Source organism: Ralstonia sp. RL (genome assembly GCF_001683835.1).
GTDB lineage: Bacteria > Pseudomonadota > Gammaproteobacteria > Burkholderiales > Burkholderiaceae > Ralstonia > Ralstonia mannitolilytica.
The window spans coordinates 55459-70624 of sequence record NZ_LWRX01000059.1 but is presented as its reverse complement, the minus strand read 5'-3'; the positions used below and the strand labels follow the sequence as shown (position 1 = coordinate 70624).

Annotated in this window: 11 protein-coding genes; 8 read left to right on the top strand and 3 right to left on the bottom strand. The window is 66.3% G+C overall.

Translation table 11 applies throughout. The annotated features are described in order from the left end of the window. The first annotated feature begins 35 nt into the window (after positions 1–35). From A6M56_RS06615 to A6M56_RS06605, 3 genes are read left to right on the top strand one after another with little or no spacing between them, the layout of a single operon-like run. A complete protein-coding gene (locus A6M56_RS06615) occupies positions 36–1202 on the top strand; it encodes an efflux RND transporter periplasmic adaptor subunit (protein WP_219622873.1) in 1167 nt (388 codons plus the stop codon). After that, positions 1199–4357, top strand: a complete 3159-nt coding sequence (locus tag A6M56_RS06610; protein ID WP_102079281.1) for an efflux RND transporter permease subunit — start codon at positions 1199–1201, stop codon at positions 4355–4357. Before A6M56_RS06615 ends, A6M56_RS06610 begins: the two co-directional genes overlap by 4 nt. Then, positions 4354–4677 (top strand): P-II family nitrogen regulator, encoded by a 324-nt coding sequence (locus A6M56_RS06605; protein WP_045218538.1) that lies wholly within the window; start codon positions 4354–4356, stop codon positions 4675–4677. Before A6M56_RS06610 ends, A6M56_RS06605 begins: the two co-directional genes overlap by 4 nt. 101 nt (positions 4678–4778) lie before the next feature. Here the strand turns inward: A6M56_RS06605 and A6M56_RS06600 are convergent, their stop codons facing one another. After that, complete coding sequence (locus tag A6M56_RS06600) at positions 4779–6986, bottom strand: M1 family metallopeptidase (protein WP_102079282.1); 2208 nt, start codon at positions 6984–6986, stop codon at positions 4779–4781. Between the two features lie 553 nt (positions 6987–7539). Between A6M56_RS06600 and A6M56_RS06595 the strand changes: the two genes are divergently transcribed. The 3 genes from A6M56_RS06595 (at position 7540) to A6M56_RS06585 (ending at position 10704) form a co-directional block, all read left to right on the top strand. Next, a complete protein-coding gene (locus A6M56_RS06595; RefSeq protein ID WP_062738141.1) occupies positions 7540–9012 on the top strand; it encodes a sensor domain-containing diguanylate cyclase in 1473 nt (490 codons plus the stop codon). A gap of 114 nt (positions 9013–9126) precedes the next feature. Next, positions 9127–9729, top strand: a complete 603-nt coding sequence (locus A6M56_RS06590) for a cysteine hydrolase family protein (protein ID WP_062738142.1) — start codon at positions 9127–9129, stop codon at positions 9727–9729. Between the two features lie 81 nt (positions 9730–9810). Continuing rightward, positions 9811–10704, top strand: coding sequence for a LysR family transcriptional regulator (locus A6M56_RS06585; protein WP_102079283.1), 894 nt, complete (start codon positions 9811–9813; stop codon positions 10702–10704). Positions 10705–10744: 40 nt separating this feature from the next. Here A6M56_RS06585 and A6M56_RS06580 read toward each other — a convergent pair whose 3' ends face one another. Continuing rightward, positions 10745–11581, bottom strand: coding sequence for a class I SAM-dependent methyltransferase (locus A6M56_RS06580; RefSeq protein WP_045218527.1), 837 nt, complete (start codon positions 11579–11581; stop codon positions 10745–10747). A 212-nt stretch (positions 11582–11793) separates the two neighbouring features. Between A6M56_RS06580 and A6M56_RS06575 the strand changes: the two genes are divergently transcribed. Further along, the gene (locus tag A6M56_RS06575; protein ID WP_102079284.1) at positions 11794–13053 is read left to right on the top strand and encodes a BaiN/RdsA family NAD(P)/FAD-dependent oxidoreductase; all 1260 of its coding nucleotides are present in this window, start codon (positions 11794–11796) and stop codon (positions 13051–13053) included. A gap of 4 nt (positions 13054–13057) precedes the next feature. Here the strand turns inward: A6M56_RS06575 and A6M56_RS06570 are convergent, their stop codons facing one another. Further along, positions 13058–14188: a methyltransferase gene (locus A6M56_RS06570; RefSeq protein WP_102079285.1), complete on the bottom strand. Its 1131-nt coding sequence runs from the start codon at positions 14186–14188 to the stop codon at positions 13058–13060. Between the two features lie 246 nt (positions 14189–14434). Between A6M56_RS06570 and A6M56_RS06565 the strand changes: the two genes are divergently transcribed. Next, a complete protein-coding gene (locus tag A6M56_RS06565; RefSeq protein WP_145997145.1) occupies positions 14435–15088 on the top strand; it encodes a hypothetical protein in 654 nt (217 codons plus the stop codon). Positions 15089–15166: the final 78 nt, after the last annotated feature.

The following is a 15166-nucleotide window of genomic DNA, read 5'->3' as shown; positions in this document are numbered from 1 at the left end:
GCAACGCATTCCGAATCCACATGACACGACCGACCATGCAACCACGTTCTTCCCGTTCCTTCTCGCTGCGCATGGCCGGTATGGCCGTGGCCGCCGTGCTGGCGCTGAGCGCCTGCGGCAAGGACACCGCCAGCGATGCGAAGGCCGCACAGGCCGCCACCGACCCGAACCTCGTCGTTGCGCCGCCCACGCTCGTGCAGCGCCTGAAGGTGGCGCCGGCTGGCAAGCAGCCGATTTCGGAGCGCCTGCGCGTGCCGGGCCAGATCGCGTTCGACGAGCAGCGCGTGGCGCGCATCGGCGCGACCGTCACTGGCCGCGTGACCGAGCTCATTGCCACGCCTGGCCAGAACGTCAAGGCGGGCGACATCCTCGCGCAACTGCACAGCACCGAACTCGGCGCCGCGCAACTCGCGTATCAGAAGGCCGCCGCACAGCGCGACCTGCAGGCGCGCGCACTGGAGCGCGCCAAGCTGCTGCTGGCCGCCGACGTGATCGGCTCGGCCGAGCTGCAGAAGCGCCAGAGCGAGCTGGCCATGGCCGATGCCGAAGTGCGCGCGGCGGTGGACCAGCTGCGCGTGATGGGCGTATCGCCGGCCACGCTCGCCAGGATGCGCGCGGGCGGCATGTCGTCCATCTCGCCGGTGGTGGCGAGCATCAGCGGTACGGTGGTCGAGCGCAAGGTCACGCGCGGACAGGTCGTGCAGCCGGCCGACGAACTCTTCACCGTGGCGGACCTCTCGCGCGTCTGGGTGGTGGGCGAGGTGCCCGAAAGCGCCGCCGCCGCCGTGCGTGCGGGCCAGGCGGTGGAGATCGACACCGGCGCCGGCGAGCGCATTGTCGGCAAGCTGATCTGGGTGTCCGACATCGTCGACCCGCAGACACGCACGGTGACGGTGCGCACGGAGGTGGACAACGCCGAACGCACGCTCAAGCCGTCGATGCTGGCGACGCTGCTGATCCAGTCGCGCCCCGAAGACAGGCTCGTGGTGCCGACCTCCGCCGTGGTGCGCGAGGACAACCGCGACTACGTCTTCGTGCGCGCCAGCGAAACGGACTACCGCCTGACGCCGGTCAAGCTGGGCGATGAATCGAATGGCGTGCGGCCCGTGATCTCGGGTCTGCAGGCCGGCCAGCAGATCGTCGTGGAAGGCGGCTTCCACCTGAACAACGAGCGCAAGCGCGCCGAGATGGAGGGCGCATGATCGACGCATTGATTCGCGGCGCGCTCAAGCAGCGGCTGGTGGTTGCCGTGGTGGCCGCCGTGCTGCTGTTCTTCGGACTCGATGCCGCGCGCAAGCTCTCGCTCGACGCGTTTCCCGACGTGACCAACGTGCAGGTGCAGATCGCCACCGAGGCGCCTGGCCGCTCGCCGGAGGAGGTCGAGCGCTTCGTGACCGTTCCGGTGGAAATGGCGATGACCGGCCTGCCTGCGCTGACCGAGATGCGCTCGCTGAACAAGCCCGGCCTGTCGCTCATCACCCTGGTCTTTACCGACGAGACCGACGTGTACTTCGCGCGCCAGCTTGTGATGGAGCGCTTGATCGAGGTGCAGTCGCGCATGCCGGCGGGTGTGACGCCGGTGCTCGGCCCCGTATCCACGGGCCTGGGCGAGGTGTATCAGTACACGCTCGACAAGCCGGACGATGGCGACAAGGAGCTCTCCGTGGAGGAGCTCACGCAGCGTCGCATCGCGCAGGACTGGGTGGTGCGCCCGCTGCTGCGCTCCATCCCGGGCGTGGCTGAAATCAACTCGCAGGGCGGCTACGAGAAGCAGTACCAGGTGCTGGTCAACCCTGAGCGCCTGCGCCATCACAACGTGACGGTCAAGCAGGTGTTCGAGGCGCTGGCCGCCAACAATGCCAACTCGGGCGGCGGCGTGCTGCCGCACTTTGCTGAGCAGTACCTGATCCGCGGCGTCGGCCTCGTGCGCGATACCAACGACATCGGCGCCATCGTGCTTAAGGAGGTCAACGGCACGCCGCTCACCATCCGCGATGTGGCCGAGGTGAAGATCGGCACGGCGGTGCGCGCCGGCGCGGTGGTCAAGAACGGCGTGACCGAATCCGTGGGCGGCGTGGTGATGATGATGCGCGGCGGCAACGCCAAGGAGGTCGTCGCGCGCATCCAGGAGCGCGTGAAGGCGATCAACGACAACGGCATGCTGCCAGACGGCCTGAAGATCGTGCCGTACTACGAGCGCTCGGACCTCGTCGATTCGGCCCTCAATACCGTCATCAAGGTGCTGGCCGAAGGTGTGGTGCTGGTGGTGATCGTGCTGCTGCTGTTCCTGGGCGATATCCGCTCATCGCTCATCGTGGTGGGGACCTTGGTGCTTACGCCGCTGCTGACCTTCATGGCGATGAACAAGCTCGGCATCTCGGCCAATTTGATGTCGCTGGGCGGGCTGGCGATTGCGATCGGCCTGATGGTCGACGGCTCGGTGGTGGTGGTGGAAAACGCGTTCGCCCACCTGGCCAAGCCGCGCGATCCGAACGAGAGCCGTGCACGCATCATCCTGCACGCGGTGACTGAGGTGGCGACGCCTGTGATCTTCGGTGTGGGCATCATCATCCTGGTGTTCCTGCCGCTGATGACGCTGCAAGGCATGGAGGGCAAGATGTTCGCGCCGCTGGCCTTCACGATTGCGATTGCGCTGTTCATCTCGCTGGTGCTGTCGCTCACGCTCACGCCGGTGCTGTCATCGTATCTGCTCAAGCCGAAGGCGCACCCGCACGTAGAGGGCGAACACGGCGACCATGCACACGACCAGCACGCCGAGCATGACGCCCACGATACGTGGCTCATCCGCAAGCTGAAGAAGCCGTACCTGCGCCTGCTCGAGCTGAGCCTGAACAATGGCCGGAAGACGGTGGTCGTGGCCGTGGCGGTGTTCTTTGCCACCGGCGCGCTGATGCCGTTCCTCGGCACGGCGTTCATCCCCGAGATGAAGGAAGGTTCGGTGGTGCCCGGCATCAACCGCGCGCCGAACATCTCGCTGGAGGAGTCGATCCGCATGGAGATGGAAGCCATGCGCCTGGTGATGCAGGTGCCGGGTGTGAAATCGGCGGTGTCTGGCGTGGGCCGTGGCGAGTCTCCGGCCGACCCGCAGGGCCAGAACGAATCGACCCCGATCGTCTCGCTCAAGCCGCGCGATGAATGGCCGAAGGGCTGGAACCAGGACGACATTGCCGAGGCGATGCGCAAGGCGCTGCAGGTGCTGCCCGGCGTGCAGATCGTCATGGCGCAGCCGATTTCCGATCGCGTGGACGAGATGGTCACGGGCGTGCGTTCGGACGTCGCCATCAAGGTGTTCGGTGACGACCTCAACACGCTGCGCGAGAAGGCCGAGGCGATTGCCAAGGTGGCGCAGGGCATCCAGGGTGCGCAGGACATGCGCGTGGAGCGGATCACCGGTCAGCAGTATCTGCAGATCGCGATCGACCGCCAGGCCATCGCACGCCACGGCCTGAACGCCGCCGACGTGCACAACGTGATCGAGACCGCCATCGGCGGCAAGGAAGCCACGGAAATCTTCGAGGGCGAACGCCGCTTCAGCGCGGTGGTGCGCCTGCCGGACGCATATCGCGGCAGCGTGGAGGCCATCCGCAACCTGATCGTGGCGGCACCGAACGGCGCCCAGGTGCCGATGGAGAGCATCGCGCGCATCGAGGTGACTGACGGCCCCGCGCAGATCAGCCGCGAGCTTGGCAAGCGCCGCGTGGTGGTGGGCGTGAACGTGCGTGATCGTGACCTCGGCGGCTTCGTGGCCGAGCTGCAATCGGCCGTGGCGCAGAAGGTGAAGCTGCCCGAGGGCTATTACCTCGAGTGGGGCGGCCAGTTCCAGAACATGGAGCGCGCCATGGGCCACCTGCAGGTGATCGTGCCGATCACGGTGGCAGCCATCTTCTTCCTGCTGTTCCTGCTCTTCAACTCCGTGCGCTACGCCACGCTGATCATCCTAGTGCTGCCGTTCGCGTCGGTGGGCGGGATCATCGGGTTGTTCGTCACCGGCGAGTATCTGTCGGTGCCGGCGTCCGTGGGCTTTGTCGCGCTGTGGGGCATCGCGGTGCTCAACGGCGTGGTGCTGGTCAGCACGATCCGCAGCCTGCGCGAGCAGGGGATGTCGGTGGCGGAGTCCGTCCGTCTCGGCGCGCGCATGCGCTTCCGCCCCGTGATGATGACGGCGACCGTCGCCATGCTGGGTTTGATCCCGTTCCTGTTCGCGACGGGACCGGGTTCGGAAGTGCAGCGGCCGCTGGCCATCGTGGTGATCGGCGGCCTGCTGACCTGCACGCTGCTCACGCTGGTGATGCTGCCCACGCTGTACAAATGGTTTGATGAGGAGGCCAAGGCATGAAGCAAATCCACATCGTAGTGCGCCCGCAGTTGCTCGAGCGCGTGCATGAGGCACTGCGCGCCTGTCCTGGGTTTCCGGGCATGACGGTGGGCGAGGTGGATGCGTACCCGCCGGTCGCGTCCCAGGCGGGCGCGCATTCCATCAAGGAGGACCTGACCGAGTTCGTACCGCGCGTGCGGATCGAGATCGTGGCGTCCGACACGGTGGCGGGCCTGCTGTTCGACAGCGCCGTGAAGGTGCTCGAGCACGGCCAGACCGGTGACAGCGCGGTGTGGATGACGGACGTGCTGCAGGCAACGTTCCTGCACCGCACGGGCTGACGCCGCGCTGAAACGGAAAAAGGCGGACAACGTCCGCCAGTCCATCGAAGCCCATGTTGCAACGGGCCGCTTCGGGTGAAGCGGCCCGTTTGCCTTGGTGCTTACCGCTTGATGTCGGTCAGGTGCTTCATGACGCCTTCGTAGCGGAACTTGTGGATCGGGCGATCCATCGACTGCATCTGGTTCAGCTGCACCGCCTGCGGACGCAGCGACCCCGTCGGCGTGACGGACTGCGCCGCCAGCGTGGCCACGGCAGGCTGCATGTTCTGGATGCCCACAATCTGGTCGTACAGCGCCTTGTCGATGATCTGCGCGTTGTACAACTGCGTGGCGTCGCCCGCGATGTTGGTCGTCGTTGCCTTGTTGCTGATGGAACCGGCCTGCGCCAGCAGCGCGCTCCACAGCGTCGGGCTGTAGTTGGTCACGTAGTAGTCGAGGCCCGTCGGGTTGGCCAGCACGGCCGAGCACGTCGGCAGCGTCACCTGCGCGGTCTGCTGATCCAGCACCACGGTCTGCGTCTGCGCGAAGCCGTCGCCGTACGCCAGCGTGAGCGGAATGTTCCACTGGTAGCCGGAGTACACGTTCTTGTTCGGGAACGCCTTCTGCGTGATGGTCAGCACGTTCTTGTCGGTGGCCGGGTTGCACTGCGCGTCAATGGTGACGAGCGGTACGCCGGTCTGCCGCACGAAGCTGTCGCCGACCTTGCCCACCGGCTTGCCGCTGGCGGCCTCCAGTTCTGCCCACAGGCGCGGCGGCGTGCCGTTGCCGAACTTGTACTTGTTCAGGTAGCTCTGCAGCCCGCGGCGCATGGCGTCCTTGCCGACGTAGTTCTCGATCATCTGCAGGACATGGCCGCCCTTGTTGTAGGCAAAGCGGTCCAGGAAGTCCATCGAACCTGCGTCGCTGAGGTTGTGCTGGACCGGCACGGCCGTCGGCTGCAGGTCAAGCGTGTAGACGCGTTGCTTGACCGCCGCGTAGTCCGCCCATGTGTTGCCCTGGAACTCCGGGTGCAGCGTGATCTTGGTGACGTTTTCGAACCAGTTGGCGAAGGATTCGTTGAGCCAGATGTCGTCCCACCAGTCGAGCGTGACGAGGTCGCCAAACCATTGGTGCGCCAGCTCGTGCGACACCACCACGAACGAGCGCGCCTTGCCCATCGTGTGGACCGACGTGGGCGCGCCCTCGGGCGGTACGAGCACCTGGTCGGCAAACTCGAAGATGGCCCCCCAGTTCTCCATGCCGCCAAAGCCGGCGTTCTTGTTGTTGTAGCTGTCGTTGGCCGCGATGGTGTCCATCTTGTCGAACGGCAGCGGGATCTGGAAGTAGTTGTAGTAGTGGTTCAGCGCTTCCTTGGTGAACTGCATGCCGGCCACCGCGGAGTGCGCCTCGCCGGGCGGCACCCACCAGCGCAGGCGCATGTTGCTGCCGTCGAGCGGGCTCGTGAACTGGTCTTCCAGGATGTCGAACTTGCCGCCGCCGAAGAAGAGCAGGTAGGCGGGCATCGGCGGCGTCTTCGCAAAGGTGACCTGCTGGTAGCCGTCCGGGAGCTTGATTGCGCCGGTCTGCTTGCCGTTGGCCACGGCCTTCCAGTCGCCCGGGATCTCGGCCGTCACCTCAAAGGTGTTGCGGAAGGCGGGCTCGTCCCAGCTCGGGAACCACTCGCGCGCGAAGTTCGATTCGCCCTGCGTGACGATGGCGTCGGAGCTCTCGCCCGTGGCGGCCTGCAGCCCGAGCTTGAAGATGCCTTCCGCCTTCGTGAAGTTGATCGTGCCCGTCCATTCCATGTGCAGCACGTAGTTGCCGGGCTTGATGTCGCCGGTGGGGTCGCGCAGGTCGTAGAACGCGCCCTGCGATTGCGGGATCGGCACCAGCACGCGCGACGGGCCATTGCCGGAGGTGGGCGTGAGCGTCAGCCGCGAGGCGTCGAACTTGAGGTCGCGCACGGCCAGCGTGACGGCGCCCGTCTGTTTCGTGACCTTGATCTCCACGTCGGCGCGGCCCGAGAAGCTGTTCAGGTCTGCGCTGGGGCGGAACCACAGCTTGTAGTTGACGGGCTTGATGTAGTCGGGAAGCTCGACCGGTGGCACCGATGCGTCGACCGCCGGTGCCTGGGCGTTGCCATTGCCGTTGCTGGTGTTGCCCTGCTGCTGCGATCCGTTGGCGTCCAGCTTGCCGCCGGCCGGCGTGAGCGCATCGTCTGCGCCGCCGCCGCACGCGGCCAGAATCAGCGCCGCCACGGCTTGCGCGGCAAGTGCCAGCTTGAACGAGCGTGTCGTCGGCGTACGACGACGGGTGGTCGAATCCCGCATTGCATTTCTCCTGAGATGGAAACGAATCGGCGGCCCGGGGTCCGAAAGCAGGTCCGGTGGTGAGTCGCCGAATCGGGACAAGGAATTTCCCGTTTCTTGCGCGGTACACATCACTGGCCGCGCACGGGATGCACGGATTCTGGATGAAACGTTGTGCGAATCGAGACGAAGTTTTTTAATTCACACCCGCACAAAACCCGCGCCAGGATTGCAGTTTTGGCACCACGCAGCGTGAAGACAGCTGCGGTGATGGCGGGGGTCGGGTAGGTTTTTCAAATCGCGTTGAAAGAAAAGTACCGGCATGCTGTTTTGTGAAAGCGATTTAAAAATCGGTATGGTGATTTTTACAACACCGGTTAAAGAGACATTGAATGCGGCGGCCGATGACAAAGAACCAGTGGGGAACTTTCCTGCATGCCGAGCCCTAGCTGCGCCGCAGCAATGGAAAGGGCGCCGCCCACGGGGTAATCCTTCCGGATGAGGGGGGCGTCATGCGCGGTATGGCGCAAAGCCGGTACGCTTCGGGGTTGTCCTGTTTTCTGTTAAGCAACGCATGCAATCCGCGCCCGGAAGTGTCAGCAGCCCGGCGGCTGTGGGGGTCGACCTGATCGACTTTTTTGACGTCACGCCGACCTCGCTGTGGTTGGAGGACTACAGCGACCTGCACCAGCTCTTTGCCCAGTGGCGCGCCGCGGGCGTGACGGATCTGCGGCGGTTCCTTGAAGAGGATGCTGCGCGGGTGGCGGCCTGCTCCGCATGCATCAAGGTGCTGCGCGTGAACCGGCGCACGCTGGCGATGTACGGCGCACCCGATGCCGCCACCCTGACCGCGCGCCTGGCCGACGTGCTGCGCGACGACATGCTCGAAGCCCACGTCGGCGAGCTGGTGCAGCTGTGGGCCGGCGAGCGCGCGTTCGAGAGCCGCAGCGTCAACTACACGCTGGGCGGCCGCCGGCTCGACATCCTGCTCAAGGGCGTGCTGTTGCCCGATCACGCGCAGCCGTGGGACCGCGTGCTGGTGGCGGTGGACGACATCACGGAGCTGGAAGACGCCCGCCGCCGCGCCGCGGCCAGCCAGATGTATGCGCGCGGCGTGTTCGAGCACGCGCCGGTGTCGCTGTGGGTGGAGAACTTCAGCGCCATCAAGTCGCTGCTGGATGAGGTCCGCATGCAGGGCATCACCGACTTCCGCACCTTTACCGATGTGCATCCTGAATTCGTCGAGCGCTGCATGCAGGAAATCCAGGTGCTCGATGTGAACGGCTTCACGCTCGAGATGTTCAAGGCGCGCAGCCGCAACGATCTGCTGGGCCGGCTGCCCGAGGTGTTTCGCGACGACATGCGCCCGCATTTCCGCGAGCAGCTGATCGACCTGTGGGACGGCAAGCTCTTCCAGCAGCGCGAAGTGGTCAACTACGGGCTCGACGGCAATCCGGTCAATATCCACCTGCAGTTCTCGGTGTTCCCCGGCCGCGAGCAGGACTGGGACATGGTGCTGCTGGCGCTGACCGACATCACCGCGCGCAAGAAGGCCGAGTCGTATCTCGAATACCTGGGCAAGCACGACGTGCTCACCAAGCTGAAGAACCGGTCGTTCTATGTGGAGGAGATCAACCGGCTCGAGCGCAAGGGGCCGTTCCCCGTGACGGTCATCATGATCGACCTCAACGGCTTGAAGACGGTCAACGACCAGCTCGGCCATGCGGCGGGCGACGCGTTGCTGCGCCGCGCGGGTGAGGTGCTCGGCAAGGCCATCGACAAGCCCGCGCATGCAGCCCGCATCGGCGGCGACGAGTTTGCGGTGCTGATGCCCGGGGCCGACGAGAAAGCCGGCGAGACGCTGATGGAAAGCCTGCGCACGCTGGTTGAGCTCAACAACCAGTTCTACTCCGGCCCGGCGCTGGCCTTCTCGATGGGGGCGGCCACCTGCCACGAGGGCGGCCGCCTCGAAGAGGCCTTGCGCGACGCCGACGCGGCGATGTACGAAGACAAGCGCTTGCAACAGGTAAGCGAGCGCCTGGCATAGACGCCGATGCATCGATCTGTGCACGCAATGCACAGAGCCTGTCGCCGGGCAGCGCTGGCTGTGTGGCGCACGCCCTGACAGACTGTGCTCCTGACCGTTTCTTCAGGAGCCGATATGTCCAAGCCAACCCTGCGCAGCATCCTCGGTGCAAGCGCGCCGGCATCGCTTCCCGCCCGGCGCACGGCGCTGCTCGTGATCGATTTCCAGGATGAGTACTTCACCGGCGCGCTGCCCGTTCCCGACGGCGTGCAGGCGCTGGCCCATGCGAACGCGTTGATCGACGTTGCCGACCGGCAGGGCTGGCAGGTCGTGCACGTCCAGCACGTGGCGCCGGCTCAGGCGCCCATCTTCTCGCGGCATGCCGCCATGCATGCGGACGTCCGCCAGCGGCCCGGCCACCGCCTCGTGCAGAAGAGCGCGGTCAGCGTGTTTGCCGGCACCGGCCTGGCCGATGAACTGAAGCGCGACGGCATGACGCATCTGGTCATATGCGGCCTCATGACGCACGCCTGCGTGGCCGGCGCCGCGCGCGATGCCGTGCCGGCCGGGTTCGAGGTGATCGTCGTGGACGATGCCTGCGCCACGCGCGATATCGTGGTCGACGAACGGATCAGCGTGTCGCACGATGAGCTGCATCGTGCTGCGCTGGCGGAGATTGCCGACACATTCGGCACGGTCATGCGCACGCGCGAGGTGATGGCGCTTCAGGCGGCGTAGGGCGCGGGCGCGCGTGATAGCATCCGACGCCTCGGCTACACGGGCGGCCAGGCACACGGTGCCTGCCGAGCCCATTCGACCATGGACCAGTTGCTTGCCATGCGTGTGTTCTGCGCCATCGTGGAGGCGGAAGGGTTTTCCGCTGCGGCGGAGCGCCTGGACAGCACGCATTCCTCAGTGTCCCGCCAGCTCAAGCGGCTCGAAGCCGAACTGGGCGTACAGCTGCTCAATCGCACGACGCGCCGCTTCTCGCTCACCGCGGCCGGACAGCGCTATCACGAAGCCTGCGTCGACATCCTCGCGCGCGTGGACGCTGCCTCGCAGGCCATGGCAAACGAGCATCAGCGCGTTGCCGGCACCCTGCGCGTGAGCGTACCGCTGGCCATCGGCACGCTCGAGCTCGACGATTGGCTGCCGGCCTTCCAGCAGCGTTACCCCGATATCCGCCTCGATCTGTCCTGCAGCGACGAGATGGTCGACCTCGTTGCGGAAGGCGTTGACGTGGCTCTGCGGATCAGCCGGCCCCTGGGCGACAGCAGCCTGATGGCGAAGCCGCTGGCCGAATCCAGCATCGTGCTGGTGGCATCGCCGGTATATCTCGCCAGGCGCGGGCTGCCCACGACGCCGCAAGCCCTCGGCCAGCACGAGCTGATCGCGTCCTCGGGCTCGCGGACGGCCGCCGAATGGTCGATTGAAACCGCGCAGGGCACCACCGTGTCCGTTCCCGTGGGAGGGCGGCTGACGACGGATGCGATTACCGCCGCCTATGCCGCCGCGCTCTCGGGCGTCGGCATTGCCGCCTTCACATGGAATACCGTGCGGCCGGCGATGGCGCGTGGGCACCTCGTGCACGTGCTGCCGGGCTGCACGCTCGGCCGCCGCATCTACTACGCGCTCTATCCGCATACCCGCCATGTAGCGCCCAAGGTGCGGGCCTTCGTCGACTACATGAGCGAGCACTATCGCGCCCGTTAGCAGGCGCCTTGCGGGCGCGGCAGCACGGACGCGGCCTGTGTCAGGCAGGCGTAAAGAACCGCTCGTGCAGCTCTTCCAGCCCCAGCGTGCTGATCACCTCGTTCAGGCGCTCGGTGGCGCGGCGGCGCGGCAGGTTCTTGTACTGCGCGATGATCAGTTCGTTCTTCATCGAGTGCTCCCAGCCGACGAGCTCGGTCACGCTCACCTGATAGCCGTGCGCTTCGAGCTGCAGGCAGCGCAGCACGTTCGTGACCTGGCTGCCGAATTCGCGCGTGTGCAGCGGGTGGCGCCAGATTTCGGTAAGCGCGTTGCCAAGCGACTTGCTCTTGTTCTTGCGCAGCACGCCCGCCACCTCGGCCTGGCAGCAGGGCACGAGCACGATGTATTTGGCCTTCTTTTCGAGTGCGAAGCGGATCGCATCGTCCGTGGCGGTGTTGCAGGCATGCAGCGCGGTGACGATGTCCACCGTGGCGGGCAGCTGGTCCGATGTGATCGACTCCGCCACCGACAGGTTCAGGAACGACATTCCCTTGAACCCGAGCCGCGCGGCCAGCTCGGTCGATTTGGCGACCAGCTCTTCGCGCGTTTCGATGCCGTAGATGTGCGAGGTGCCGTCACCGGGGTGTTCCTTGCAGAACAGGTCGTACAGGATGAAGCCGAGGTACGACTTGCCGGCGCCGTGATCGACCAGCGAGACGTGGCCCTTGGCCTGTTGCACATCGGCCATCAGCGGTTCGATGAACTGGAACAGGTGGTAGACCTGCTTGAGCTTGCGCCGGCTGTCCTGGTTCATCTTGCCGTCGCGCGTGAGGATGTGCAGTTCCTTGAGCAGCTCGATGGACTGGTTGGGGCGGATTTCGTGGGTCTTGTTGGACATCGTGGGACAGCCTGGCGGCATGCGGCGCCATGGGCGCAGGCGCAGTGCCTGAAGGAATGCGCGGGTGAAGGCATGAGTTTACCGAAAAGCAGCTCACCGCACGGGAGCCGGCCCGCACGCGGACGATGGGGCACGTCGATTGCAGGCCATCGCGACAGGATGGGACAATGGCGCCCCCCCGCTTGCCCGCGGTGCTCCGGACCTTTCTTCGCATGCCCGAATCGCAAAACGCTCCGCAAGTCGCCATCATCGGCGCCGGCCCCGCCGGCCTGATGGCGGCAGAAGTCCTGTCTCGCCAAGGCGTGCGCGTCGACGTGTTCGATGCCATGCCGTCGGCTGGGCGCAAGTTCCTGCTGGCGGGCATCGGCGGGATGAACATCACGCACTCCGAACCGCTCGACGCGTTTGTCGGCCGGTATCGCGCACGGCGGGATGTGCTCGCGCCGCTCATCCAGCGCCTGAGCCCCGACGCGTTGCGCGGATGGATCCACGGACTGGGCATCGACACGTTCGTGGGCACCTCGGGCCGCGTGTTCCCGACCGAGATGAAGGCCGCGCCGTTGCTGCGTGCCTGGCTGCATCGGTTGCGCGAGGCCGGCGTGAAGCTGCGCATGCGGCATCGCTGGACGGGCTGGGCAGAGCCCTCGCAGCACGCGCACGTGCTGCGTTTCGATACGTCTGACGGCGAACGGTTCGTACCGGCCGACGCCGTGGTGCTGGCCACGGGCGGCGGAAGCTGGCCGCGCCTCGGTTCAGACGGTGCATGGGTGCCGTTGCTGCAGGCGCGCGGCGTGCACGTGGTGCCGCTGCAGCCGGCCAATTGCGGGTTCGACGCCGATTGGAGCCCGTTCTTTCAGGAGCGCTTTGCGGGCCAGCCGGTCAAGTCCGTGGCGATCGGGCTGCCGTCCGGTGATGACGGCGCGATGCAGTTTCGCCAGGGCGAGTTCGTTGTCACGCAGACGGGCATTGAAGGCAGCCTCGTCTATGCACTGTCGGCACCGATCCGCGAGGTGTTGTCAGCGCATGGCGAAGCGACGATCTGGCTGGACCTCGCGCCCGGGTGGAGCGCGCAGCGCGTCCTGGATGCGGTGAAGCACCCGCGCGGCTCCCGCTCGATGTCGAGCCATCTGCAGAGCAAGCTGAACATCACCGGCGTGAAGCTCGGCCTGCTGCGCGAGTGCCTGTCGAAAGAGGCCTTTGCCGACCTTGCCCAATTGGCAAACGCCATCAAGGCGCTGCCGCTGCGGCTCACCCGCGCCCGGCCCATCGACGAGGCGATCAGCAGCGCCGGAGGCGTGGCCTTCGAGGCGCTGAACGCCAGTCTGATGATCGAGCGTCTGCCCGGCGTGTTCTGCGCAGGCGAGATGCTCGACTGGGAAGCGCCGACGGGCGGCTATCTGCTGACAGCGTGCTTTGCGACGGGTGCCGCAGCCGGCCAGGGCGTGCTCGACTACCTGGCAACGCCGCGCTGAAGGCCTAGCGCGCTTTCAGCCGCCACAACGACGTGACCTCGGCAACGCGCGCCTGATGAAGCGGGTCTGCCGGGTCGGAAGCCTTGGGGTGCCTGGGTTTGATGTCGTCGCGGCCGATGACCTGCAGGCCGGCCGCGTCGATCATCGCGAACAGGGCATCGCGCGTGCGCAGGCCGAGGTGTTCGGCAAAGTCCGAGAGGATCAGCCAGCCTTCGCCATCGGGCTCCAGATGCGCGGTGAGCCCTTCCAGGAAACCGCGCAGCATGCGGTTGTCCGGGTCATATACGGCGCGCTCGACGGGAGAGCTCGGCCGCGCCGGCAGCCACGGCGGGTTGCAGACGATGAGCGGCGCCCGGCCTTCGGGAAAAAGGTCCGCTTCCACCACCTCTACCTGGCCCTGCAGGCCGAGGCGCGCCACATTCTCGCGCGCGCAGGCCAGGGCTCGCGCGTCCTGATCGGTACCGACCACGCGCTTCACGCCGCGCTTGGCCAGCACCGCTGCCAGCACACCCGTGCCTGTGCCAATGTCGAATGCAAGTGCCCTTGACGGAAGCGGCGCCCGCGCTACCAGGTCGATGTATTCGCCGCGCACCGGCGAGAACACGCCGTAATGCGGGTGAATGCGTTCACCGCCCAGCGCGGGAATCTCGACACCCTTCTTGCGCCATTCATGCGCGCCGATCAGCCCCAGCAGCTCGCGCAGCGAGACGACTGAAGCCCCGTTGCTCGTGCCGTAGGCCTCGGTGCAGGCCTCGCGCACGTCGGGGGCACGCCGCAGCGGGACCGCGTAGTCCGCCTCCAGCGGGATCAGCAGCATGCCCAGCGTGCGCGCTCGTTGCGACTGCGCTTGCCGGTGCAGGTTGAAAGCGTCGATGGGCGAGGTGGCCTGCTTGCGCGGCTTGCGTTCGGTGCGGCGCGCCATCGCCTGCAGCAGCTGCCGCGCGTTGTGGAAGTCGCCTCGCCAGAGCAGCGCCGTGCCTTCGCAGGCCAGGCGGTAGGCCGCATCGGCGGTGGTGCGGTCATCGGCAATGACGACGCGCCTGGGCGGCGGGTTGCCGGCTTCGGAGCGCCACAGGGTGGTATGGACGGCGCCGGTTTCAGCGTCGGTCCAGGAAAGGGTGGGGAGGTCGGTCACGGGAATTGCCAGGTACGGTGCGCAGGCGCGCGCGGGGGAGTCGGCATCGCGCCGGATTGGGCGACACGATACCGCTCATGGTGCAAACGCACAATGCGCACGGCAGTCGCCTGCAGATGCGGCATGACGGCCTGGCCCGAGACGGTTTGATCGACATCAGACCGGCTGGCCGCTTCACGCCTACATCGATCGGGCGAACCATTTCCTATACTGCCCATTCTGTCTTCTACCCCGAACAGTGAACCCGTGAACGCTGCGCCAGCCGATATCCTGCGGGCCGTCGTCAACGGCAAATATGGGCAAGCCGATGACGAGCTGGTCGGCGACGATGCCGAGTCGGTTCGCATGGCCTACTACCGCTATTGGTCGGATTGTGGAAAACCCCATTCCGAATTCCACCGCTGCCTTGCGCGTGCAATTTTTGCCAATGATGGGATCCAGCTGTGGTTCGTTCGACCGGCGCTGGCCGCGATGCTGGGTGCATTGGAGCGACCCGTCGAAGTGAACGATGCGCCCACTTCCCGGCCTGCCCGCACGCCCCCGCCCGCGATTGAGGTCCCACGCCTTCTTTCCTGGAACGGGGCGTCAGCGGCGCCGGAGTGGGCCGGGTTCGGGCGGTATGGAGGTTGCTCCCCGAATCGTCGCGATGGTCTCGCAATGACTATGGAAACCACATCCCAGCTAGACGGCTATCTCGTCACCTGCGATTCCGAACTGTTGGAATCGCCTTATTTCCGTGTCTCCTGGAGTGCCATTCCGGAAGGGAAGTTTGCGCCGGGCAGGCCCCTGGGCGAGTCGTACATCTGTCGCGCGAAAACCGACGAGGAGGCGCTGGCGACGGTGCGGCAGCGCGCGCGCCTGATGATCCGCAAGGTGCACGCGGAAATGACCGAGGAGTAACCGTTCGACGCCTGCGGGAGGCCTTGGCGGAAAGGGACCGCGGAGGCGCGCTGTTCCCTTGGGCGCGGACCGTGGGCG

Bases quoted from the DNA above. Each gene is read 5' to 3' on its own strand.
- A6M56_RS06600 (WP_102079282.1), bottom strand. From the start codon at position 6,986: ATGCGGGATTCGACCACCCGTCGTCGTACGCCGACGACACGCTCGTTC.
- A6M56_RS06590 (WP_062738142.1), top strand. From the start codon at position 9,127: ATGTCCAAGCCAACCCTGCGCAGCATCCTCGGTGCAAGCGCGCCGGCA.
- A6M56_RS06585 (WP_102079283.1), top strand. From the start codon at position 9,811: ATGGACCAGTTGCTTGCCATGCGTGTGTTCTGCGCCATCGTGGAGGCG.
- A6M56_RS06610 (WP_102079281.1), top strand. From the start codon at position 1,199: ATGATCGACGCATTGATTCGCGGCGCGCTCAAGCAGCGGCTGGTGGTT.
- A6M56_RS06605 (WP_045218538.1), top strand. From the start codon at position 4,354: ATGAAGCAAATCCACATCGTAGTGCGCCCGCAGTTGCTCGAGCGCGTG.
- A6M56_RS06615 (WP_219622873.1), top strand. From the start codon at position 36: ATGCAACCACGTTCTTCCCGTTCCTTCTCGCTGCGCATGGCCGGTATG.
- A6M56_RS06580 (WP_045218527.1), bottom strand. From the start codon at position 11,581: ATGTCCAACAAGACCCACGAAATCCGCCCCAACCAGTCCATCGAGCTG.
- A6M56_RS06595 (WP_062738141.1), top strand. From the start codon at position 7,540: ATGCAATCCGCGCCCGGAAGTGTCAGCAGCCCGGCGGCTGTGGGGGTC.
- A6M56_RS06575 (WP_102079284.1), top strand. From the start codon at position 11,794: ATGCCCGAATCGCAAAACGCTCCGCAAGTCGCCATCATCGGCGCCGGC.